This window comes from Anaeromyxobacter sp. K (genome assembly GCF_000020805.1).
GTDB classification, from domain to species: Bacteria; Myxococcota; Myxococcia; order Myxococcales; family Anaeromyxobacteraceae; genus Anaeromyxobacter; species Anaeromyxobacter dehalogenans.
In genome coordinates this window covers 2,450,941-2,472,369 of record NC_011145.1, presented here as the reverse complement: position 1 = coordinate 2,472,369, position 21,429 = coordinate 2,450,941, and the positions used below count along the sequence as shown (strand labels likewise).

Sequence of the window (21,429 nt, the reverse complement as noted above, 5' to 3'; positions counted from 1 at the left end):
TTTCACGATGAGGCCGTCCGCCGCGTTCGCCGTGCGCGCCGCGTCGCTCGCCGTGCTGCTGGCGGGCTGCGCCGGATCGAAGCTCCCCATGACCGCCGCCGGCCTCGCCGGCACCGGATCCCCGGAGGCGCTCGTGGCGTACCTCGGCCAGCCCGGGGCCGACGGACGGGTGTGCGCCCGGGGCGGAGCGGTGCCGGAGGACGTGCGCCGGTCCCGGCGGACGCCGGGCGTGCTGCTGGGCGCGCTCCGCGCCGACACGGTGCCCCCGCCGACCTGGGCCGAGTGCGTCGAGCCGCTGCTGGCGGCGATGCCGGACGACCGGGCCCGCGACCTGGTCGATCGGATCGTGGGCGCCGAGGCGGACCTCGTCGAGGCGCCAGAGGTCGAGCGCGACCCGGCGCTCCAGGCGCAGCTGGAGGCGCTGCACCGGATCGCGCTCGAGCGCGCGCCGGGCCTGGCCGGCTCGCGGCAGGTCCGCGCGTCGGTGCTGGCCGAGCTGCGGCCGCGGCTGGACGGCGATCGCCTCGGCCCCGTGGCGCGCGCGCGGGCCGGCGCCCTCGTGGCCGCGCTCGAGGCCGAGCAAGGGGACTGGCAGGGCCGGCGCGTGGACGCCGCCCGGCTGGCGGCCCTGGCCGCGTCGCAGGACGAGGCCGCGCTGCGGCTCCTCGCGCACCGGCTGCTGGACCCGGATACGCGCGCCGAGGCGGAGCGCGCCCTGGTCCGGGTGCGGATCGCCGCGTCGCCGTTCCCCGAGGTGAAGGCCCGGGCGACCGAGGTCGAGGCGGCGGTCGTGCGCGACGGCGCCTACCGGATCTCGCCGCAGGAGCACCGGCCGCTGCGGGCGGCGCTCGAGACCGATCGGATCCCCGCCGCGACGATCCTGGCGCGGCAGTCGCCCGCGGACGGCACCGCCACGCTGCTCGCGCTCGGCGACGGCGGCAGGCCCGGCGTGCTCCCGCCGGTGCACCTGGCGGAGGCGCTCACGGTCGAGGTCGCCGGGCTCTCGCGGCCGGGCCGCCCGTGCGCGCCCGGGCGCCCGCTGGATCCCACGCCGTGCCTCGATCCGGCGGCGCTCTCGGTGGACACGCCGCTCGCGGCGCTGCGCGGCGCGGACGTGGTGGTGCGCGAGCGCGTGGACCTCCCGGCGCTGGCCGCGGTCGCCCGGGGCGGCGCCCGGCTCGAGGTGGCGATCCGGGCCGGCGGCGTGCTCGCGGGCGTGGTGCGCTGGCCGGTGCGGTACGAGCGGCCCGGCGCATGGGTGTTCGAGGGCGCGAAGCCCGGGGCGCCCGGGCCGGACCTCGCGGTCGAGCTCGAGCGGGTGGACGCCGATCGGCTGCTGGTCACCGCCACGTCCCCGGGCGGGCGCCGCCTGGCCGTGCTCGAGCGCGCCGACGCGACGGCGTTCCGGGTGGTGAGCCGCGGTGCCGCCGGGTCGTCGGGACGGAACGGCAGCCGCGGCCGCGACGGCTCGACCGGCACGCGCGGGATGGACGCCTCGTGCATGATGGGCTCGGACGCGACCTCCGGCGGCCCCGGGGGCGCGGGCGAGGACGGGGAGGCCGGCGGCTCCGGCCAGCCGGGCGGCCGCGGCGGCGCGGTGCACGTCGCGGTGCGCGCGCCCGCCGCGCTCCTCGCCGACACGCTCGCGCTCGCCGGCACCCTGGCCGCGAGCGAGGGCGGCCGCGGGGGACGCGGCGGCCGGGGTGGGATGGGCGGCCACGGCGGCGACGGGGGCGCCGGCGGGCGCCGCGCGTCGCTGTGCCCGGAGGGCGGGCGCTCCGTCCACCTGTCCGGCGGGTTCGACGGCCCGTCGGGCCCGAACGGTGCCGCCGGGCCCGACGGAGCCTCGGGCGCCGATGGGCCGGCGGGCCCGGTCCGGATCGAGCCGGTCGCGACGGCGTCCGTCGACTGAGCGCCGCCGCCGGGGCGGCGCGCTCAGAGCGCGTGAATCAATCCCCGGACCGAGCCAGGCGGTCGAGACGCGAGCAGCGCGAGGCGCGACGACCGAGCATGCCCGTCGGCATGTGAGGGAGGAGCAACGACGCGATGCGACGCGGATCGGCCGCCGCGGCGACGGGAGGGGATGGGTTCACGTGCTCTCACAGGGTTGATCAGAATTCCTCGACGAGCACGTAGACACAGCGAACCCGCTTCGCCGTGACGAGGCGACCGACGTTGTGGGCGAGGATCTTGAGCAGGATCTCCGCCCGGACCGTCTCGGGGAGCCGCGAGCTGACGCGACGGAACCCCATCGTGTCTTCGATGGCGGAGAACACCGGCTCAACGGTCGCGATGCGCCGGTTGTAGCGCTCGCGTGCCCCCTTGCCCTGTAGCCGGTCCCGCATCGCCTCCGCAGCCGGACTCACGGTGAGGGCGCGCTCACGTCCGGGCGTGCACTGCGGCTTCTGCGGGCACTCCGCGCAGCCGACGCCGATCCACTTCAGCCGGCCGACCGCCGAGTCCTGATAGGGGCCGCGCATACGCGTGCCTGCCGGGCAGACGGCGGTTTCGCCGTCGATCTCGAAGGCGCGCCGCCCAAAGTACGGAGCCGTCCTGTCGTCATGCCCGTTCTCCTTGCCGGGTTCGGCGACGAGGATGTCGGCCCACTCGCGGGAACGCAGTGCGAACGAAAGATCCGGCTCGCTCCAGTAACCTGCGTCCGCGGCGAACTGGAGCTTCGATTCCTCCGGCACACCCGCCCGCAGGAGGGCCTCTCGCGCTTGGTTCACCGCTCCCTCGAGCTTGCCGTAGTCGTTCGTCGCCGCGTCCACCAGCACGGAGATCACGAAGCGGGTCCTCTGCCCGCTCGCGGTGACGGTGACGCGATGACCCGGCAGACCCGCGCCCGACGGGAACTTCATCAGTGCGGCCGCGGGGCTCGTCAGCACCACGTTCGTGACGTCGCGCTCGTCGCACAGCGCCAGCGCCTCGCGATGCTTCTTGAGCTTTGCCGCGTGCTCCATCCGGCTGCCCTTCGGCAGGTCTCGCGGATCGATCCCCTCGAGTTCGCGGAGCCGCCGCGTGGAGCGCTCGCGCGTCCTCACCGCCTTCGTCGAGGCGTGCGCCCGGATTCGGACGCTGTCGATGGCGAGGTCCTTCGCGTCGAGCAGCCCGCGCTCGTGCGCGAGGCGCACCGTGGCGTCGATGGCGGCGGCGAACAGCACGGCATTGCGCTGCCGGAACCGGCGCAGCGTCGCGCCCGAGTGCTTCCCGCCACGTGCGACGAGCCGCATCGCCGCGTCCGTCCCCAGCGCGCGGGCCACCTTGGTCGAGTGATGAAGTCCGATGAGGCTCGCGTACACCCAGACGGCGAGCGTGCTCTTCGGGTGATAACCGTGACGGCCGAGCGACGAGTAGCCGGCCTCGACCGCCGATGTGTCGAGCTGCTCGACGATCTCGAGCACCGCCCAGGCGAGATGATCCTTCGGGACGCTCTCCGCCGGGCAGCCCAGGATCGCGTCGAGCTGGTGGCTCGTGTCCGGCTTGAAGTGCGGATCGGGATCTCGGCGCTGCCTGCGGCGAACTTGGGCGGGCTCGGTCGGCGGGGGCGTGAGCGTCATCGCGCGCAGAAGATCATCCCGCGCCTCTGACCTCAACTCCTGTTTTGGGCAACCGTGTCAGGCCTGCGGCTGGAAGGGCCGGCCGTTCACGATCAGCTCGTCGATCTCGAGCCGGTGGATCCGCGCGCGCTTCACCGCGAGCCGCCGGATGACGAGCGCGCCCACCGCGACCGCGCCGAGCGCGAGCGCGCCCATGCTCGTCGCTGCGAGCGCGGTGCCGATGCGGGCGAGCGCCAGCTGACGGCGCGGCCGCTCGAGCGGCGGGATCCTCGAGGTCCTCGAGAGCAGCGCCATGGCGGGCTTCCTCCGTGTGCGTCGGGTCGGGTGAAGGGTGCGGCGCCAGGGCGACGCCGGCAACCGCGGCCGAGCGCACCGGCGGCGACCTCCGGGGCGCGCGAAACGGCTGCCGCCCAGGGAATCCAGCAGATCCCGCGATCCCCACAGGACGTCCGATAATATGGATTATGGTAACTCGACGCGGGGCCGGGTCGGCCGGCCCAGGCGGCGCTCGCCTCGAGCCGTCGGGGGTCGCCTTCGAGGCGTCGCTGCGGTGAGGATCGCGCGCGCCCTGCCCGGCGCGCGACGGCGAACGTCGGAACCGCGAGGTCGGGTCAGAAGCCGGCGCCGCGCTTGGCGGCCGGACGGAGCTGCGGGTCGGCGGCGGGATCGTCGTGCTGCGGGTGCGCCGCGACGGCCAGCCCGGGCAGCGGCACCTGGGGGTCGCCCGCGACGACGGACCGCCCCGCCGGCTCGCCCGCCGCGTCGTGCACGTGGTGGTGCTCCGGGTGCTTGCAGCACCCCTCCTGCCGCGCGAGGACCTTCACGATGCGCGGCGCGCGCGCGGCCTCGGCGACCGCGCACGGGCACTGCTCGGCGCCCTCCGACGACAGCCGCTCCTGGATGCTGGCGAGCGCGTCGAGCAGCTCCTTCTTCACCCGCCGCATCCGCTCGAGCCGGCGCTGCGCCTGCTCCAGGTGGCCGGCCAGGACCTGCTGGAACCGGATGGCGAACTCGGCCGCGGTGACGCACCCGCTGCGCAGCTCGAGCAGCGTGCGGATCTCGCCCAGCGCCAGGCCCAGCTCCCGCAGGTCGGTGATGAGCCGCAGCCGCTCCAGCTCGTCCTCGGTGTAGCGCCGGTGCCCGCCGTCGCTGACCTCCGCCGGGCGCAGCAGGCCCTCTTCCTCGTAGAAGCGGATGGTCCGGACGGTGTTCCCCGTCGCTCGGGCGAGGTCCCCTGACGAGAGGTCGGCACTCATGGCGCGAGTCACCTAACCGCGCGAATCGACGATGTCAATGCGCTCACCCGCGCACCTGCCGCACCCCGATTTCGGGAGAGCGTTCGGCTTGACCGGGGTCGCCGTCGGCCGTTATGTGCAGCCCGCTGGCGCACCGCTTCGCGGGCGCGACCCTGAGGAGCATCCGAGATGAGCAACCTGGTGGCGGTCGCCGGCCGCAAGGGACGCGCGGCCCACGAGGCGAGCGCCGCGACCATCGACCTGTACGCGGAGGCCCCGCTGCCGACGGAGCGCGGCCTGTTCCGCGCGGTGGTGTTCCGGGAGCGCCGCACCGGCGTCGAGCACGTGGCCATGGTGATGGGCGACGTGGCCGGCGAGTCCGTCGCGGTGCGCGTCCACTCGGAGTGCCTCACCAGCGAGGTGCTCGGCTCGCTGAAGTGCGACTGCCGCGCGCAGCTCGACCGCGCGCTCGACCTCGTCGCGGCCCGCGGCCGCGGCGCGCTCCTGTACCTGCGCCAGGAAGGCCGCGGCATCGGGCTCGGCAACAAGATCCGCGCCTACGCGCTCCAGGCCCAGGGGCACGACACCTACGAGGCGAACCGGCTGCTCGGGTTCCCCGACGACCTGCGGCGCTACGACGTCGCCGCCGAGATGCTCCGCCTGCTGGGCGTCCGCTCGGTGGAGCTCATCACGAACAACCCGCAGAAGCTCTCCGGGCTCGCCGAGGCCGGCATCCCGGTGCGGGGGCGGATCCAGCTGCCCTCCCCGGCCAACCCGTTCAACGTCGAGTACCTGCGGGTGAAGCGCGAGCGGACCGGGCACCTCATCCAGACCGACGACGACGGCACCGCGCGCACCGCTTGAGCGCCCGCGGCGCGGCGCACCTACCCGCGCGCCGGCTACCCGCCGTCCTTCAGGAGCTCCCGCGCGATCACGAGGCGCTGGATCTCGCTCGTGCCCTCGTAGATCGTCTGCACCCGCGCGTCGCGGAAGTAGCGCGCCACCGGGAAGTCCTCGGTGTAGCCGACCCCGCCGTGGATCTGCACCGCCCGGCCCACCGCTCGCTGCGCGGCCTCCGAGGCCCACAGCTTCGCCATCGACGCCTCGCGCGTGAACGGCCGCCCGGCCTCCTTGAGCGCCGCCGCGCGGAGCGCCAGGAGGCGCGCCGTGTCGTGCTCCACCGCCGTGTCCGCGAGCATGAACGCGACCGCCTGGTGCTCGGCGATGGGGACGCCGAACGCCTGCCGGTCGCGCGCGTAGCGGACGCTCGCGTCGAGCGCGGCGCGGATGGTGCCGGTCGCCTGCGAGGCGATGCCGACCCGGCCGCCGTCGAGCGCCGCGAACGCCACCCGCAGCCCCTGGCCCACCTCGCCGAGGCGCGCCGAGTCCGGCACCTCGCACCCGTCGAACGAGAGCGCCACGGTGGAGCTGGCGCGGATCCCGAGCTTGTCCTCGTGCCGCCCCACCTGCAGCCCGGGGGTGCCCGCCTCGACCAGGAACGCGGTCACCCCGCCCCCGCCCTCCGCCGGCCCGGTGCGCGCCCAGACCACCAGCACCCCGGCCACGTCACCGCTCGTGATCCACTGCTTGGCGCCGTCGATGACCCAGCCACCGCCGCGGCGGACCGCCCGCGTGCGCATGGCGCCCGCGTCGCTGCCGGCCTGCGGCTCGGAGAGCGCGAACGCGCCGGCCAGCACCTCGGCGGCGGCGAGCCGCGGCAGGTGGCGCTGCTTCTGCGCCTCGGTGCCGAACCGCGCGATGAGCTCGCCCACCATGTTGGTGACGGCCATGGTCACCGCGGTCGCGCAGTCGGCCGCCGCGATCTCCATGATCGCGAGCGCGTACGCCACCGCGCCGGCCTCCGAGCCGCCGTACGCCGCCGGGACGTTCACCGCCAGCAGCCCCAGCTCCCCGAGGCCGCGGATCAGGTCCGCCGGGAAGCGCCGCAGCCGGTCGTTCTCGGCCGCGGCCGGCGCGACCTCCTCGCGGGCGAAGGCGCGCGCCGTGTCCTGGATCGCGCGCTGCGTGTCGTCGAGCTCGAAGTCCATGCAGGATCCGGGTGTGGCTCCGCCCGGCGCGGGGCCGCCCTGGGCGGGGCGCCGGTGGAGCGCTCGGTCGGGGTGCGGGCGGCTAGCCCTTCAGCACCGAGGCGGAGATCACGAGGCGCTGGATCTCGCTGGTGCCCTCGTAGATCTCGGTGATGCGGCTGTCGCGCCAGTGGCGCTCCACGTCGAACTCCTTCACGTATCCATAGCCGCCGTGGATCTGGATCGCCTTGGAGGTGACGCGCTCGCTCATCTCGGAGGCGAAGAGCTTCGCCATGGCGCTCTCGGCGCTGTGGCGCACGCCGCGATCCTTGGCGGAGGCGGCGCGCAGCACCAGCAGCCGGGCCGCGTCGATCTCGGTGGCCATGTCGGCGAGCATGAACTGGATGGCCTGGAACTGGGTGATGGGCTGGCCGAACGCCTTGCGCTCCTTCGCGTAGGCCACCGCCTCCTCGAACGCCGCCACCGCGATGCCGAGCGCCTGGCCGGCGATGCCGATCCGGCCGCCGTCCAGCGTGCCCATGGCGATCTTGAACCCGTCGCCCTCCTCGCCGAGCCGGTAGCGGGCCGGGAGGGCGCAGCCCTCGAAGAACAGCGAGCAGGAGCCGGAGGCGCGGATGCCCACCTTGTCGTCCGGCTTGCCCCGGCTGAACCCGCGCGCGTCGGTCGGCACCAGGAACGCGCTGATGCCCTTGTGCCGCTTCGCCTTGTCCGTCATGGCGAACACGAGCACCGCGTCGGCCTGCGGCCCGTTGGTGATGAAGTTCTTGGTGCCGTCGAGCACGTACTCGTCGCCGCGCCGGACCGCCACGGTGCGCATCTCGGCCGCGTCCGAGCCGCTCATGGGCTCGGTGAGCGCGAAGCAGCCGAGCTTCTCGCCGCGCGCGTACGGCTCGAGGAACTCCTTGCGCTGGGCGTCGGTGCCGTACTTCAGCACCGGGTCGCAGTAGAGCGAGTTCGACACGCTCATGATGACGCCGGTGCCGGCGCAGCCGCGCGAGATCTCCTCCATCGCGAGCGCGTACGACACGTTGTCCATCCCGGCGCCGCCCCACTCCGCCGGCACGGCCACGCCCATCAGCCCCATCTCGCCGAGCTGCTTCACGGCGGCGGCGGGGAACTCGTGGTCGCGGTCCCAGCGCCGCGCGTGCGGCTTGAGCTCGCGATCGGCGAACTCCCGGCAGAGGTCCCGGACCTGGCGCTGCTCCTCGGTGAGCTGGATGTCCATGGAACGTCCTTTCTGGAAGGTGCAGCCTCGGCCCGCAGCGTCTCAGGCCACCGCGCCCTGCGTCAACGGTGCGTCAACGCCCGCTCCAGCGCGCCGGCCGCTTCTCCAGGAACGCGCGCATGCCCTCCTTCGCGTCCTCGCCGCCGAACAGCGCCGCGAAGCCCTGCCGCTCGAGCGCGTTCGCCTCGGACAGCGCCAGGTCGGCGCCCTGCTGCATGACCTTCTTCGCCTGGGCCACCGCCACCGGGCCGCGCGACGCCACCGCCCGCGCCTTGGCCCGCGCGTGGTCGAGCAGCGCCGCCGGCGCCAGCACGTCGAGCGCCAGGCCGATGGCCTTCGCGGTGGCGGCGTCCACGCTCTCGCCGGTGAGCACCAGCTCCTTCGCGCGCATCAGGCCCACCCGGCGCGTGAGCCGCTGGGTGCCGCCGAACCCCGGGATGAGCCCCAGGTTCACCTCGGGCTGGCCGAACTTCGCCCGCTCGCTCGCGTAGACGAGATCGCACGCGAGCGTCAGCTCGCAGCCGCCGCCCAGGGCGAAGCCGTTCACCGCCGCGACCGTCACCACCGGCAGCGCCTCGAGCTGCGCGAACACCCGGTGGCCCAGCGCCGCGAACTCGCGCGCCTCCGACGGCCCCATCCCCGCCATGGCCGCGATGTCGGCGCCCGCCACGAACGCCTTCTCGCCGGCGCCGGTCACCACCACGGCGCGGACCGCCGGATCCCGGGCCGCCTCCTCCAGCGCCGCGCCCAGCTCCTGCAGCGTGCGCTGGTCGAGCGCGTTGAGCTGCTTCGGCCGGTTCACGGTGAGGGTGCCGATCCCGTCGGCGACCTCCCAGAGCACGTTCTCGTAGGCCATGGCGTCCTCCCGCTAGCCGTAGGTGTAGAAGCCGCGCCCGCTCTTGCGGCCGTTCCAGCCCGCCGCCACGTAGCTCCGCAGCAGCGGCGCGGGCCGGTACTTGTCGTCGCCCAGCTCGCGGTGGAGCACCTCGGCGATGAACAGGCAGGTGTCGAGCCCGATGAAGTCGGCCAGCGTGAGCGGGCCCATGGGGTGGTTGAGGCCGAGCTTCACCGCGGTGTCGATGTCCTCCGGCGAGGCGAGGCCCTCCTGCAGCGCGAAGCAGGCCTCGTTCAGCAGCGGGATCAGGATCCGGTTCACGATGAAGCCGGGCGAGTCCTTCGAGGTGACGGTGGTCTTCCCGAAGCGCTTCGCGAGCGCCATCACCGCCTGGTAGGTCTCGTCGGAGGTCTGCAGCCCGCGGATGACCTCGATGAGCTGCATCACCGGCGGCGGGTTCATGAAGTGCATCCCCACGAACCGGTCCGGCCGGCGGGTCCCGGCGGCGAGCTTGGTGATCGAGATCGAGCTGGTGTTGGACGCGAGGATGGCGCCCGGCGCGAGCACCGCGTCGAGCCGGCGGAACAGGTCGGCCTTCACCGCCTCCTGCTCCACCACCGCCTCGATGGCGAGGTCGGCGCCGGCGCAGTCCTCGATCCGGTCCACCGCGCGGATCCGGCCCAGCACCGCCTCGCGCTCCGCCGCCGCGAGCTTCCCCTTCTCCACCAGCTTCGCGAGCGCCGCGCCGAGCCGCTCCACCGCGCGCCGCGCCAGCTCGGGCGTGGCGTCCGCCACCTGCACCGAGAGCCCGGCCTGGGCCGCCACCTGCGCGATGCCCGAGCCCATCTGCCCCGCGCCCACCACCGCCAGCCGCTCGATCCCGCTGCCCATGCTCCCTCCGTCGCTCGGGTGTGGCCCGGCGGCCGTGCGCCGTCGCGGCGCGACCATGCCGGGCTTGTCAGCGAACGTTCGAGCGTGTGACGATCCGGCGCCGAGCGCGAGATCCCAACCGGGGTGCGCGCCGCTTTCATGCTCAGGATCCACCGGGAGATCGCGCGGGATGCGGCTCGGGCCGCCGGGGTTCCGCTGGCCCAACTCCTGGCCGTGGCGCCCGGCGAGGCCGCGCCGGCGGTCACGCTGGCGGTCGAGGGACCTGCCCTCTCCTCCCGCACCCTCAGGGGGCGGATCGCCACCCTCCTCGACGGTGCGCCGGGCCACCTGCCCGCGAGGCCGCTGCTGGCCGCGCCACGGGCGTTCCGGCTGACCGCGCCGTGCGAGTCGGCGCTGGCCGACGCGCTCTGGCCGGACCACGTCCAGCCGCCGGCCGCGACGTCCGTGTTCTTCCGGCTCCAGGCCGGCCCCGGCGAGGCGGTGCTGCTGCGGATGGTGGCCGCCGGGCGGCTCGACGCGGGCGAGCTGCGCGCGCTCGACGCGGTGGCGCGCCTGGCGGCGGGCCGGCTCGCGGGCGAGAGCTACCGCCGCGAGGCGGCCGGGCGCCGCGCCGCGTACCGCGTCTACCAGGAGGCCGCCGGCGAGCCGATCCTGGTGCTCGACGCCGGGACCGGGCGGCTGCTGGAGGCGAACCAGCGCCTGTCGCAGCTCACCGGGTGGGGCCGCCAGGAGCTGCGCCGCCTCACGCTGGGGCGGCTCGTGGAGCATCCGGCGCTCGACGCGGGGGCGCTGCTGGAGGCGCTCTCGGGGACCGCGACGGCCTCGGTGGACGACGCCCGGCTGCGGCGCCGGCGCGGCGAGCCGGTGCCGGTGGCGCTCACCAGCGCCCGGATCGAGCTGGACGGACGGCCGGTGCTCCACCTCATCGCCCGCGACGTGAGCCGCGAGCGGCGCGCGCTCGCCGAGCAGCGGGAGGCGCGCGAGCTGCTGGCGGCGCTGCACCTGGCGGGCGCGCACCTCAGCGTCGAGACCGACGAGGAGGCGGTCTACGGCGTGCTGGCGCGCGAGCTGGCGCGGCTCGGCTACCACTGCGGCGTCCTCGCCCCCGCGCCGGACGGCCCGCCCGCCTTCACGTGGCGGTTCCTGTCCTTCCCGCCGTCGCTCCGGCGCGCGCTCGATCGCGCGCTCGGGACCCCGCTCGCGGCGGTCCGCGTCGATCCCCTGGAGGCGCCGCTGCTCCGGCGCTGCCTGGCGGAGCGCCGGACCGTGCACACCGACCGGCCGCGCCGCGCCGCCGCCGGGCTCCTCGGCGCGGCGACGCCGCTCGACCTCCGGCGGCTGGCGCGGCTCGTCGCCATCCGGCGGGTGATCCTGGCCCCGCTCCTGCGCGAGGGGCGGGCCGCCGCGGCGCTGGTGGTGGCGGCGCCGCGGGTCCGGCGCAGCGATCCGGAGGCCATCGACGCGTTCGCGCTGCAGGCCTCGATCGCGCTCGACAAGGCGCGGCTGGTGGGCGCGCTGCGCGACGAGCGCGCCCGGCTGGAGAGCGAGGTCGAGCGGCGCACCGCGGAGCTGCGCCGCGCGGTGACGGCCCTCGAGGCGGCGGACCGGCGCAAGGACAACTTCCTCGCCAACGTCTCGCACGAGCTGCGCACGCCGCTGGTGACGGTGCTCGGGTACGCCGACCTGCTGCTGGCCGAGAAGCTGGGGCCGCTCGCGGCGCGGCAGCGGACCGCCCTCCAGGTGGTGGCGAGCAGCGGCCGTCGCCTGCGCGCGTTCATCGAGGAGCTGCTGGAGCTGTCCCGCCACGAGCTGGCGCGGCCCGCCGAGCCGTTCGCGCCGTTCCCGCTCGCGGACGTGATCACGCAGGCGGTGGTGGCCCTCGCGCCCCGGTTCGCCGAGCGCGGGCTGCGGGTCCGGGCGCGCGTGGCGCGGGGGACGCCCGCGGCCCTGGGCCAGCGCGAGCGCGTGCTGCAGGTGCTGGTCAACCTGCTCGGGAACGCCGAGCGCTACGCGCCGGAGGGCTCGGCCATCCACCTCGCCGCCGCGGCGGTCGGGGACCGGGTGGCCGTCTCGGTCACCGATCGCGGCCCCGGCATCCCGGAGGAGCACCAGGCGCTCATCTTCGAGCGCCTGTACCAGGTCCGCGACGACGCCCCGCGCCGCGAGGGCGGCGCGCTCGGGATCGGCCTCGCCATCGCGAAGGGGATCGTGGAGGCCCACGGCGGCGAGATCGGCGTGCGCTCGCGCGTCGGCCGGGGCACGCGGTTCCGCTTCACCCTCCCCGCCGCCGCGACCGCGCCCGGCGGGCGCGAGCTCGACGCGTCGTGAGCCTCGCACCCGGCCACAAGAAAAACGGCGCCCGCGCGCTCCCTGGAACGCGCGGGCGCCGGGCTGCGGCGCAGGGGGGAAGGCGCCGCCGCCTGTCCCTGCCTAGAAGCGCACGCCGACGTGGCCGGCCAGCTGCAGGTCGATCCGGGTGGTCGAGTCGCGCTCGCCCGCGAGCCCGTCGTACGCGCTCATGGTGTCGCGCGCCGTGACGCCGAAGGCGATCGGCCCGCGCTCGACGTTGGCGCCGAGCTCGCTGTACCAGACGAAGTCGGTCTCGGAGTCCACGTTGAGGTCGCGGAACTCGTAGGTGCGCGCGCCCACGCCGACGCCCACGAACGGCTTGAGCGTCCAGTCGGCGGTGATCGCGACGGGGTACTGGCCCTGCAGGCCGAGGTCGTACTGGAACAGATCGAGCTTGGCGTCGCCGTACTGCTTCGCCTCGGTGGGCGACCACGCGAACGAGCCGACCACCGCGACGTACGGGTGGACGTCGTACTTGAGCTTCAGGCCGAGCAGGAACGCGTCCTTGAGCGTGTCGCGCTGGTCGCCCAGGCCCAGGTAGGCGCCGGCGTACGGCGAGATCTCGAACTTGCGCGCGGGCTCCTGCGCCTGCGCGGTACCGGCCATGCCGACGAGGGCGGCGACGACGATGAGCAGCTTCTTCATGGTGACCTTCCTTCCTTCTTGGGAGACGCTGGCCGGCTCGGCTTCCGCGGACGGGGCCGTGCCGGCGCGTCCTCCCGTATTGCATCCGTCGCGCCGGAACGGATCTGGCCAGAATGCCGCGATCTCCGGCGCGCGCGGCGCCCGACGCGTCGGGGGACGGACAGCGCCCTGTCGGCGCGCTGAACAGGCCGCAGCGCGCGCGATCAGGCGGCGGCGAGCGCGCGCCGGAGCGCGCTCTCGGCGCCGGCGCGCGCGCCCTGCCGCCGCACCCGCTCGGCGGGGTCGAGCGCCCCGTCGCCCGCGGCGAGCGACCAGCGCGCCAGCTCCAGCGCCGCGCGGCAGACCCGGTAGAACGGCAGCAGCCCCGGCGGCGCGCCCGGCGCAGCGGCCCGCACCCGCTCCGCCAGCGCCTGGCCCTCGGAGGACGTGAGGCCGAGCGCGAGCTCGGCGCCGGCGACGTCCCACAGCGCGTCCTGGCAGCCGGCCAGGCCGTGGTCGGCGTGGTGGTCGAGCGCGTCCGCCTTCACCAGCGCGCCGTCGCGGCGCACCAGCCAGTCCCAGGCGTCGGCGGTCCCGTCCACCTCCACCGGCCGCGCCCACCGGACCACCTCCGGCAGCCGCGCCGCCGCCGCGTCCAGGCCGCGCCGCGCGTCGCCCCCGATCGCCTCGAGCGCGTTCGCACGCGCGGCCTCGAGCAGCGCGGCCGGCCCGGCGCCGGCGTCCGGCGCGGCGGGGAACGCGCGCGCGACGAACGCGAGGTGGCGGGTCGCCGCGTCGAGCAGCACGGCCCGCGGCGGAGGACGCGCCGCCGGCAGCGGCACCGCGTCCTCCAGCCAGGGCAGGAACAGGAACCCGTGGCGCAGCGTCGCGGGCGCGGGCCCGAGCCCCGCGCCCGCCAGCGTCCGGGCGCGCGCGAGCGCGGCCTCGCCGGCCGCCCCCAGCCCGGCGAAGCGCGCCAGCCAGCTGCGCCCGCCCGCGCGCAGCAGGTACTTCCGCCGCTCCCGCCAGCCCTGCGACGGCGGCCAGGCGCCGTGGTCTCCGGGCGCGAACGCGTGCCGCCTCCACCCGCCGGCGGAGAGATCCGCGGGCGGCGCCTCGGCGCGCCCGAGCACGTCCTCGGCCGACCGGTGCAGCGCCAGCGGGTGATCCGCGAGCAGGAGCGCCTCGAACGGCACGTGGTGCCTGGCCGCGCGCGCCCAGCGGTCGAGGATCTCCGCGCCGGCCTCGGGACCGGGCCCGCCGGCGTGGCTGGGGAACAGGTGCACCCGCTCGGCAGGGACGCCGAGCGCCTCCAGCGCGGCGACCGCGGCGGCGAGGCTGCTCCCCGACTGCCCCGGCCCCTCGTCCGCCACCGCGAACACGCCGCGGCGCGCGGCCGCGACGCGCGCCGCGAGCGAGGGCCCGAGGTGCACCTCGCGGCGGAACGGCGGGCCCACCGGGCGCACCGTGGCGAGCGGCGGCGCCAGCCCGGCGCCGGCGGCCACCGCCGCGGCGAGGCCGGGCCCGATCGACCGGATCCCGATGACCACGGCGTCGGAGCCCGCCAGCGCGCGCGCCGCGGCGGCGTGACACTCCGGGTAGACCGCGTACAGCGCGTGCCCCTCCGCGCGGCGCAGCCGGATCGCGGCGGGGCGCGGCAGCCGCTCGAGCGGCGCGAGCAGCGCTTCCGGCCCGGGCGGCGCCGCCCGCCCGCCGGCGCGCCAGGAGGCCCAGAGCGCGCGCGCCAGCGCCGCCAGCAGGTCCAGCGCGGCGCGATCGGCCGGGCCGCCGTCATCGGCCCCCGCCGCCGCGCGCTCGGCGTCGGCCAGCCCCTGCGCGAGCGCCGAGGCCTCCACCAGCGCGCCCGCGAGCAGGCCGTGGCGCTCGGGCCCGGGGGCGGCGGCCGCCACGCCCGCCAGCCGCGCCCGCAGCGCGGCGAGCGCCGCGCCGGGCTCCGCCTCGCGCTCCCGGTCGCCGAACCAGCGCACGCTCACGCCCGCGTGGACGCCTGCCGCGCCGCGTCCGGCGCCGGCCCCGCCCCGCGCCCGTCGTGCAGGTGGCGCCAGGCGATGATCCCGAGCGCCTCCAGCGTCGGCACGGGCCAGGCCGCCCCGGCCTCGTCCCGCACGCGCGCGGCGAACGCCGCGAACGCCTCCAGCTGCTCGGGGCTGGGCGAGATCACCGGCCGCGCGTCCTTGGCCTGCGCCAGCGCGTCGAGCGGCGGGACGCCGCGCGCCACCAGCACGCAGAGCGCCACCAGCGCGCTGCGGCCGATGCCATACTGGCAGTGCACCAGCACGCGCTCCCCGCGCTCCAGCCCCTCGCACGCGAACGCCACGCCCTCGCGCAGCCGCTCCTGCGAGACCGCGCAGGTGTCGCGGGTGGGCAGGTGCAGCAGCCGGATCCCGCACGCGCCCAGCGCCTCGGCGTCGTCGCAGGCCTCGCCGCGCACGTCCAGCACCCGCTGGATCCCGTGCTCGCGGGCGAGCCGCAGCGCGGCGTCGGCCGGGAAGCAGGCCCCGACCGCCAGGCCGGGCGCGACGAAGTGCAGGTCGATCACCCCGGAACGTTGCACCCGCCGCCGCGCCGCGGCACGCGCGCGCAGCCGACGCCCGGGCGGCGCCCGCCGCCGCGCGCGCTCAGCGGGCGAGCGGCAGGACGACCGTGCCGGCCTCGCGGACCTCGAGCGGCCGCTCGAGCGCCACCGCGCCGTCCGGGGACTCGACGCGGATGTCGAGCCGGTACGCGCCGTCGGGCAGCCGGACCGGGTGGTGCACGAGCGCCTGCCCGGCGGCCACGCGCAGCTCCGCGCGGCGCATCAGCTCGGCGCCGCGCCGCACCTCCACCTCGAGGCCGGTCGCGCCCGGGATGCCGCGCACGTCGTAGACCAGCTCCACGTCGCGCGGCGCGGCCCGGAACAGGAGCGCGCCGACGCCGATCGCGCCGACGAGGAGCAGGAGCCGCGGGAGCGGCTTCCGGGTCACGCCCGGTCCTTCCGGGTCCGGCGCCCGCGGGCTGCCCCGGGGCGCCGCGCCTTCACCTCGGCCTTCACCTCCGGCCGCGGCGTCCCGCCCTCGGCCGAGGGCTTCAGCCGGATCTCCGCCTTCACCTCGATGGCCATGGAGGAGAGCGCCTTCAGGAACTCGCGGCGGACCGCCTCCGACTCCAGGAAGCGGCGCACCTCGTCGGAGAACACGCGCAGGACCTCGCCCTTGGCGCCCTGCGCCTGCTGCCCGATGAACGCGATGACGTCCTTCGGCAGCTTCCAGTCCCGCGCCATCCGGCGGGCGCCCTCCTCGGTCATGAACAGCGCGCCCACGCCGGCGAGCAGCGCCTTCTTGACCGTGTCGGGGATGAGGCCGCGCACGCCGGGGCCGGCCGCCGCGTCCGGCTCCAGCCCGGGGGCGTCGAGCGCGTCGTCCGGCTCGCCCGCCGGCACCTCGTCGTCTTCGAACGGCGGCCGCCCCTCCACGGCGCCTCCTCGGTCAGGCGCGCGGCTGCGCGCCGATCACCGGCAGGCGCGGCGCCTTCAGCACCTGCGTGCTGACCGCGCCGGCCACGTTGCGGGCCACGCTCAGGAACGCCTCGGCCTGCGGGCTGTCGGGCGCGCCCGCGACCACCGGGACGCCCTTGTCGCCGCCCTCGCGGATGGCGAGGTCGATGGGCACCGCGCCCAGGAAGCGGACGCCCATCTTCTCCGCCGCGGCCTGCGCGCCGCCCTTGTCGAAGATGGCCGTCTCGTGGCGGCAGTGCGGGCACACGAACGACGACATGTTCTCGACGAGGCCGAGCACCGGGATGGAGACCTTGTCGAACATGAGCTTGGCGCGGATGACGTCGGCGAGCGCCACGTCCTGCGGCGTCGAGACCAGCACCACGCCGGCCGCGCGCACGTTCTGGGCGAGCGTGAGCGGGACGTCGCCGGTGCCCGGCGGCAGGTCGAGCACGAGGTAGTCCAGCTCGCCCCAGTTCACGTCCCGCAGCAGCTGCACCAGCGCGCCGGTGACCATCGGGCCGCGCCAGATCAGCGCCTGCTCCGGGTCGATGAGGAAGCCGATCGACATGACCTTGATGCCGTGCGCCTCGAGCGGATCGAGCTTCTGCCCGTCGCGCGAGGTGGGCTTCTGGTCGAGGCCGGTGAGGATCGGCACCGAGGGCCCGTAGATGTCGGCGTCGAGGATGCCGACCTTGGCGCCCTGCCGGGCGAGGCCCACCGCGAGGTTGATGGCGACGGTGCTCTTGCCCACCCCGCCCTTCCCGGCGCCCACCAGGATGATGTTCTTCACCCCGGGGGTGAGCGACGACTGCGCCACGCCGGGCGCGGAGCGGACCTGCGCGCCCCAGTGGATCTCGACCCGCGCGAAGCCGGCGCGCCGGAGCGCCCCCTCCACGTCGCGCCCGATGGTGTCCTTCAGCGGACAGGCCGGGGTGGTGAGCTCCACCTTCAGGCGCACGGCGTCGCCGTCCACCGAGAGATCCTTGACCATCCCGAGGGAGACGAGGTCCCGGTGAAGCTCCGGGTCCATGACCTTCTTCAGGGCTTCGAGCGCGGCGGCGTTGTCGAGCGGCATGGTCGGCCTTTATAGCGGGGCGCCCTCGCCTTCTCAACGCCGCCGCTCACTCCAGCGCGTCCACGCGCCAGCGCCCGCCCTCGGCGACCAGCACCGCGCGCCGTCCGCCGCCCACGTCCAGGACCCGCGCGCCCCCCACGTCGCGGAGCGACGCCCCCTGCCCGAGCAGCGCGCGCACCCGCTCGGCCGCCTCCCTCCCGGCCGGCCCGGCGCCGCCGGCGTCGGTGGCCAGGCGCGCCGGGGTGTACGCCCCCTGCCAGCGCGCGGAGAGGAGCGCGTGCGCGTCCGGCCAGCGCTCCTGGCGGAGCGCGTCGGCGAAGCGCCGCAGCACCTCGCGGGCGGCGGCCTCGTCGAGGCCGGCCGGCGGCGGCGCGGGAGCACGCGCGCCGGGGCCGGCGCAGGCGAGCGCGGCGGCGACGCACAGGGGGAGGAGCCAGCGGGACGGCACGGGCCGACCGATATCACCCCGGCCGCGGGCGCGCCACGCCGCGCGAGCCCGGTGATACCCTCCGCGGATGCGGGTGCTCCGGGTCGAGGGCGGGCAGGTGCGGTCGGGCGGCGAGGAGCTGGCCGGCCCCGGGGCGCCGGTGTGGATCGACCTCGCGCCCACCGCGGAGAACATGGCGTTCCTGGCGGCGCGGTTCCGCTTCCACCCGCTCGCGCTCGAGGACGCGGCGCACGAGGACCAGCGCGTCAAGCTGGAGCAGTACACGGACAACCTGTTCACGGTGGTCCACCGCATCTCGCCCGCGCCGGACGACTCCGAGCTCCTCACCCACGAGGTGGACGCGTTCCTCACCGCCGAGGCGCTGGTCACCGTGCACGCCGCCCGCATCGCCGAGGTGGACCGGGTGTTCGAGCGGTGCGCCACCGAGCCCGAGCTGCTCGCGCGCGGCGTGGACTTCGCGCTGTACCTGGTCCACGACGCCATCACCGACGCCCACTTCACGCTGGTGGACGCGCTCACCGCGGACGTGGAGGAGCTGGCCGAGTCGGTGCTCGCGGAGCGCCGGGACGAGAGCGACCAGGAGCTGCTCGACCGCGTCCTGACGGCGCGGCGGCAGCACGTGCTGCTCCGCAAGCGGTTCGCCCCGCAGCGCGAGGTGTTCGCGGCGCTGGCGCGGCCCGGCCAGGCGCTGGTGCGCGACCAGACCGCCATCTACTTCCGCGACGTGGTGGACCACGCCGTCCGGCTCACCGAGGAGATCGACACCGGGCGCGACCTGCTCGCGTCCGCGATGGACGCCTACCTGTCGTCCACGAACAACCGGCTCTCCTCGGTGATGACGCGCCTCACGCTCATCTCGACCATCTTCCTGCCCCTGAACTTCATCGGCACGTTCTTCGGCATGAACCTCGACATCCTGCCGCCGCGCGTCGCGGTGCCGCTGGTGCTCCTGTCGATGGTGGGGATGCCGGTCGCGATGTACGCGGTGTTCCGGCGGAAGCGCTGGCTGTAGCGCTCAGCGACCGATCGGCACCACCTCGCCGCGGGCGCCGGGCGGCTGGACCCGCACCTCGCCCTCCTGACCCTCGCCGCCGTCCACCGCGATCTCCACGTCGAGGAACCGGCGGATCACCTCGGCGTTGGTGGTGAGGTGCCGCGTGATCGCGGCCACGCTGTAGCGCGTCACCGGCACGACGCCCGGGGCGGCGGGCAGGATCCCGGCCGCGGCCAGCGCGGCCGGCAGGAGCAGCTGGTCCCCGAGGTGCAGGTCCACCGCGGCGCCGCCGCGGAGGTGGTCGCGCAGCCCCTCCACCGCCACGTCCGCGACCTCCTCCGGCGACCGCTCGCGCGCGCCGACCGCGCCGTGGCCGGTGCGGGTCCGCTCGAACGTGGAGACCAGGAGCACGTGCCCGCCGCGCGAGGCGCGCGAGGGCACCGGCACCCGCTCGGCCTCCGCGGGGATGCCCGCGTCGCGCAGGCCGCGCAGCGCGCGCGCCGCCTGCCGCTCGGCGATCTCGAAGCCGAGCCCGCCCACCATCGACACCACCTCGACGTCCTGCAGCGTGCCGCGGTGGCGCAGGTCGAGCGGCGGCATCGGGTGCGCCGGCTCGATGCGGGCGGTCATCTCGCCGCCGCCCTCGGGGTAGAACCCGGCCGCCTGCAGCTCCAGGCCGAAGCGGAACCCGAGCCGCGCCACCGCCGGCGCCCACACCAGCGCCAGGTAGTGGAACGTGGGCGCGTGGTCCTGGTGCGTCCCGCCGCGCAGGGTGAGCGTGGAGGGCGCGCCGGCCAGCGCCAGCGGCCAGCACACCGTCTGGAACAGGAGCGGCGTCGAGCCGGCGGTCCCGATGTCGAAGGCCCAGTCGCCCGCGCGCGGCGCGTGGCGCGGCCGGAACTCGAGCGCGCTCGAGCCGACCTCGTCGCCCGAGAGCTCCGCCTCCACGATCCGGGCGGTGGCGCGCGCCGCCTCGCGGTGCTGCGGGCGCAGCCCCGGCTTGAGCCGGTGCGCGCGGATGCGCTCGATGGTGAACGGCCGTCCGGTGACCGCCGACAGCGCGAGCGCGGTGCGCAGGATCTGGCCGCCGCCCTCGCCGGCGCTGCCGTCCAGCACGATGGGGAGATCCGCCGGCATCGGCGCAATGTAGTCCGGCGACGCCGCGGCGTTAAGCGGTGCGTGGGCTGGGCCGGCCGCCCCCTCCCCGGGGCGTGCTACAAGGCGCGGGTGATCGCCGCCGTCGCCGTCTTCGCCCTCACCTACGTGGCCGTCGCCGCGGGACGCTTCCCCTATCTCTCGGTGGATCGCCCCGCGGCCGCCCTGCTCGGCGCCGTCCTGATGGTCGCCCTGGGCGTGCTCACGCCGGCGGAGGGCGGCGCGGCGGTGAACGGCGAGACCCTGGGCCTGCTCCTCGGGATGATGGTCCTGACCGCCTACCTGGGGGAGGCGGGGTTCTTCCGGTGGGCGAGCTGGAGGGTGCTGCGCGCGGCCGGGACGCCGCGGACGCTCCTCTGGGGCGTGGTGTTCACCGCCGGTGCGCTCTCGGCCCTGCTGGTGAACGACACCGTCTGCCTGATGATGACCCCGCTCGTGCTGCGGATGGTGGACGACGCGGACCTGCCGCCGCTGCCGTACCTGCTGGCGGTCGCGTTCGGGTCGAACGCGGGCTCGGCGGCCACGCTCACCGGCAACCCGCAGAACATGATCGTCGGGACGCTCTCGGGCATCGGCTACGGCCGCTTCGCCGCGGCGCTGGCGCTCCCGGCGCTCGCCTCGCTCCTGCTGGTGGCGGCGCTCCTCCACGCGCTGTTCCGCCGCACCCTGCCCCGCGGCGCGCTCACCGGCGGGCGGCCGGCGGCGCCCGAGGTGGACCGGGCGCTGCTCGCGAAGGCGCTCGGCGCGCTCGCGCTGGCGGTGGCGGGGTTCCTGCTCGGCCTCGAGCTCGCCTGGACCGCGCTGTTCGCCGCGACGCTCTGCATGGCGGTGGCCGGGCGCGCGCCGCGGGAGGCGCTCCAGCGGGTGGACTGGCCGCTGCTCGTGTTCTTCGCCGGGCTGTTCGTGGTGGTGGCGGGCATCGGGCGGGCCGGCGTGACCGAGCGGATGTACCAGGCGGTGGCCCCGCTGCTCGGGGCGGATCCGGCGCGCCAGTCGGCGGTGTTCGGGCTGTTCTCGATCGGGGCGTCGCAGGTGGTCTCCAACGTGCCGTTCGTGATCCTGGCCGGCGAGTGGATCCCCCGGCTCGCCGATCCCACCCTGCTCTGGCTCGCCACCGCGCTGTGCGCCACGCTGGCGGGCAACCTGACCATCGTCGGCTCGGTCGCGAACGTCATCGTGCTCGAGCTGGCCGGCGCGCGCGGCCGCATCGGCTTCTGGCGCTTCTTCCGCGTGGGCGCGGTGATCACGGCCGCGACGGTGGCCGCCGGGCTCGGCATCCTGCTCCTGGAGCACCGCCTCGGCCTGATCGGGTAGCCCTTCAACTCGTTGGGATGACAGCGGCTTTTGACGCCTCCCGGGAAGCACCCCGGACAGGGCGGGACGGAGCGTGAGATCGGCCGCGCCGCCGAAATAGAACCCGCCGTTCTCCGTAGGGTTCTGCATGGTTGCGGTGGCCGCACTCCCCGATCTAGCTTTCGCGCTCACCTGTCCCGC

20 protein-coding genes are annotated in these 21,429 nt (G+C 76.1%); 5 read left to right on the top strand and 15 right to left on the bottom strand.

Going from position 1 to position 21,429, the window contains the following annotated elements; genetic code table 11:
- The first annotated feature begins 7 nt into the window (after nt 1-7).
- Nucleotides 8-1,912, top strand: coding sequence for a hypothetical protein (locus tag ANAEK_RS11020; RefSeq protein WP_012526224.1), 1,905 nt, complete (start codon nt 8-10; stop codon nt 1,910-1,912).
- A 199-nt stretch (nt 1,913-2,111) separates the two neighbouring features.
- Here the strand turns inward: ANAEK_RS11020 and ANAEK_RS11015 are convergent, their stop codons facing one another.
- The 3 genes from ANAEK_RS11015 to ANAEK_RS11005 form a co-directional block, all read right to left on the bottom strand.
- The gene (locus tag ANAEK_RS11015; RefSeq protein WP_012525172.1) at nt 2,112-3,560 is read right to left on the bottom strand and encodes an IS1182-like element ISAnsp6 family transposase; all 1,449 of its coding nucleotides are present in this window, start codon (nt 3,558-3,560) and stop codon (nt 2,112-2,114) included.
- Between the two features lie 57 nt (nt 3,561-3,617).
- Nucleotides 3,618-3,854, bottom strand: coding sequence for a hypothetical protein (locus ANAEK_RS11010; RefSeq protein WP_012526223.1), 237 nt, complete (start codon nt 3,852-3,854; stop codon nt 3,618-3,620).
- A gap of 317 nt (nt 3,855-4,171) precedes the next feature.
- Nucleotides 4,172-4,816, bottom strand: a complete 645-nt coding sequence (locus ANAEK_RS11005) for a MerR family transcriptional regulator (protein ID WP_012526222.1) — start codon at nt 4,814-4,816, stop codon at nt 4,172-4,174.
- A gap of 168 nt (nt 4,817-4,984) precedes the next feature.
- On the opposite strand from ANAEK_RS11005, the gene ribA reads away from it, so the two are divergent.
- Entirely contained in the window at nt 4,985-5,659 is a 675-nt protein-coding gene (gene ribA / locus ANAEK_RS11000) for a GTP cyclohydrolase II (protein ID WP_012526221.1), read from the top strand.
- A 35-nt stretch (nt 5,660-5,694) separates the two neighbouring features.
- On the opposite strand, the gene ANAEK_RS10995 is transcribed toward ribA, so the two are convergent.
- From ANAEK_RS10995 to ANAEK_RS10980, 4 genes are all read right to left on the bottom strand, one after another.
- On the bottom strand, nt 5,695-6,843 hold the full coding sequence (locus tag ANAEK_RS10995; RefSeq protein ID WP_012526220.1) for an acyl-CoA dehydrogenase family protein: 1,149 nt from the start codon (nt 6,841-6,843) through the stop codon (nt 5,695-5,697).
- An 82-nt stretch (nt 6,844-6,925) separates the two neighbouring features.
- On the bottom strand, nt 6,926-8,068 hold the full coding sequence (locus ANAEK_RS10990; protein WP_012526219.1) for an acyl-CoA dehydrogenase: 1,143 nt from the start codon (nt 8,066-8,068) through the stop codon (nt 6,926-6,928).
- Nucleotides 8,069-8,141: 73 nt separating this feature from the next.
- Entirely contained in the window at nt 8,142-8,924 is a 783-nt protein-coding gene (locus tag ANAEK_RS10985; protein WP_012526218.1) for an enoyl-CoA hydratase/isomerase family protein, read from the bottom strand.
- Between the two features lie 12 nt (nt 8,925-8,936).
- Nucleotides 8,937-9,794: a 3-hydroxyacyl-CoA dehydrogenase family protein gene (locus tag ANAEK_RS10980; RefSeq protein WP_012526217.1), complete on the bottom strand. Its 858-nt coding sequence runs from the start codon at nt 9,792-9,794 to the stop codon at nt 8,937-8,939.
- Nucleotides 9,795-10,007: 213 nt separating this feature from the next.
- Between ANAEK_RS10980 and ANAEK_RS10975 the strand changes: the two genes are divergently transcribed.
- Entirely contained in the window at nt 10,008-12,122 is a 2,115-nt protein-coding gene (locus ANAEK_RS10975; protein ID WP_232288432.1) for a PAS domain-containing sensor histidine kinase, read from the top strand.
- A gap of 102 nt (nt 12,123-12,224) precedes the next feature.
- Here the strand turns inward: ANAEK_RS10975 and ANAEK_RS10970 are convergent, their stop codons facing one another.
- The 7 genes from ANAEK_RS10970 to ANAEK_RS10940 form a co-directional block, all read right to left on the bottom strand.
- The gene (locus tag ANAEK_RS10970; RefSeq protein ID WP_012526215.1) at nt 12,225-12,788 is read right to left on the bottom strand and encodes an outer membrane beta-barrel protein; all 564 of its coding nucleotides are present in this window, start codon (nt 12,786-12,788) and stop codon (nt 12,225-12,227) included.
- A 203-nt stretch (nt 12,789-12,991) separates the two neighbouring features.
- Nucleotides 12,992-14,761, bottom strand: coding sequence for a hypothetical protein (locus ANAEK_RS10965; protein ID WP_012526214.1), 1,770 nt, complete (start codon nt 14,759-14,761; stop codon nt 12,992-12,994).
- Nucleotides 14,758-15,327, bottom strand: coding sequence for a dual specificity protein phosphatase family protein (locus ANAEK_RS10960; RefSeq protein ID WP_012526213.1), 570 nt, complete (start codon nt 15,325-15,327; stop codon nt 14,758-14,760). Before ANAEK_RS10960 ends, ANAEK_RS10965 begins: the two co-directional genes overlap by 4 nt.
- A 79-nt stretch (nt 15,328-15,406) precedes the next feature.
- Nucleotides 15,407-15,751 (bottom strand): hypothetical protein, encoded by a 345-nt coding sequence (locus ANAEK_RS10955; protein ID WP_012526212.1) that lies wholly within the window; start codon nt 15,749-15,751, stop codon nt 15,407-15,409.
- On the bottom strand, nt 15,748-16,239 hold the full coding sequence (locus ANAEK_RS10950; protein WP_012526211.1) for a hypothetical protein: 492 nt from the start codon (nt 16,237-16,239) through the stop codon (nt 15,748-15,750). The genes ANAEK_RS10955 and ANAEK_RS10950 overlap by 4 nt, the downstream gene beginning before the upstream one ends.
- A 13-nt stretch (nt 16,240-16,252) precedes the next feature.
- Nucleotides 16,253-17,338, bottom strand: a complete 1,086-nt coding sequence (locus ANAEK_RS10945; RefSeq protein WP_012526210.1) for an Mrp/NBP35 family ATP-binding protein — start codon at nt 17,336-17,338, stop codon at nt 16,253-16,255.
- A gap of 46 nt (nt 17,339-17,384) precedes the next feature.
- Entirely contained in the window at nt 17,385-17,786 is a 402-nt protein-coding gene (locus tag ANAEK_RS10940) for a hypothetical protein (protein WP_012526209.1), read from the bottom strand.
- Between the two features lie 67 nt (nt 17,787-17,853).
- On the opposite strand from ANAEK_RS10940, the gene ANAEK_RS10935 reads away from it, so the two are divergent.
- Nucleotides 17,854-18,798, top strand: coding sequence for a magnesium transporter CorA family protein (locus ANAEK_RS10935; RefSeq protein ID WP_012526208.1), 945 nt, complete (start codon nt 17,854-17,856; stop codon nt 18,796-18,798).
- Between the two features lie 3 nt (nt 18,799-18,801).
- Here ANAEK_RS10935 and rtcA read toward each other — a convergent pair whose 3' ends face one another.
- Nucleotides 18,802-19,917 (bottom strand): RNA 3'-terminal phosphate cyclase, encoded by a 1,116-nt coding sequence (gene rtcA, locus ANAEK_RS10930; RefSeq protein WP_012526207.1) that lies wholly within the window; start codon nt 19,915-19,917, stop codon nt 18,802-18,804.
- 42 nt (nt 19,918-19,959) lie between these two features.
- Between rtcA and ANAEK_RS10925 the strand changes: the two genes are divergently transcribed.
- A complete protein-coding gene (locus ANAEK_RS10925; protein WP_012526206.1) occupies nt 19,960-21,249 on the top strand; it encodes an SLC13 family permease in 1,290 nt (429 codons plus the stop codon).
- Nucleotides 21,250-21,429: the final 180 nt, after the last annotated feature.

Bases quoted from the DNA above. Each gene is read 5' to 3' on its own strand.
- ANAEK_RS11020 (WP_012526224.1), top strand. From the start codon at position 8: ATGAGGCCGTCCGCCGCGTTCGCCGTGCGCGCCGCGTCGCTCGCCGTG.
- ANAEK_RS11015 (WP_012525172.1), bottom strand. From the start codon at position 3,560: ATGACGCTCACGCCCCCGCCGACCGAGCCCGCCCAAGTTCGCCGCAGG.
- ANAEK_RS11010 (WP_012526223.1), bottom strand. From the start codon at position 3,854: ATGGCGCTGCTCTCGAGGACCTCGAGGATCCCGCCGCTCGAGCGGCCG.
- ANAEK_RS11005 (WP_012526222.1), bottom strand. From the start codon at position 4,816: ATGAGTGCCGACCTCTCGTCAGGGGACCTCGCCCGAGCGACGGGGAAC.
- ribA (WP_012526221.1), top strand. From the start codon at position 4,985: ATGAGCAACCTGGTGGCGGTCGCCGGCCGCAAGGGACGCGCGGCCCAC.
- ANAEK_RS10995 (WP_012526220.1), bottom strand. From the start codon at position 6,843: ATGGACTTCGAGCTCGACGACACGCAGCGCGCGATCCAGGACACGGCG.
- ANAEK_RS10990 (WP_012526219.1), bottom strand. From the start codon at position 8,068: ATGGACATCCAGCTCACCGAGGAGCAGCGCCAGGTCCGGGACCTCTGC.
- ANAEK_RS10985 (WP_012526218.1), bottom strand. From the start codon at position 8,924: ATGGCCTACGAGAACGTGCTCTGGGAGGTCGCCGACGGGATCGGCACC.
- ANAEK_RS10980 (WP_012526217.1), bottom strand. From the start codon at position 9,794: ATGGGCAGCGGGATCGAGCGGCTGGCGGTGGTGGGCGCGGGGCAGATG.
- ANAEK_RS10970 (WP_012526215.1), bottom strand. From the start codon at position 12,788: ATGAAGAAGCTGCTCATCGTCGTCGCCGCCCTCGTCGGCATGGCCGGT.
- ANAEK_RS10945 (WP_012526210.1), bottom strand. From the start codon at position 17,338: ATGCCGCTCGACAACGCCGCCGCGCTCGAAGCCCTGAAGAAGGTCATG.
- ANAEK_RS10935 (WP_012526208.1), top strand. From the start codon at position 17,854: ATGCGGGTGCTCCGGGTCGAGGGCGGGCAGGTGCGGTCGGGCGGCGAG.
- rtcA (WP_012526207.1), bottom strand. From the start codon at position 19,917: ATGCCGGCGGATCTCCCCATCGTGCTGGACGGCAGCGCCGGCGAGGGC.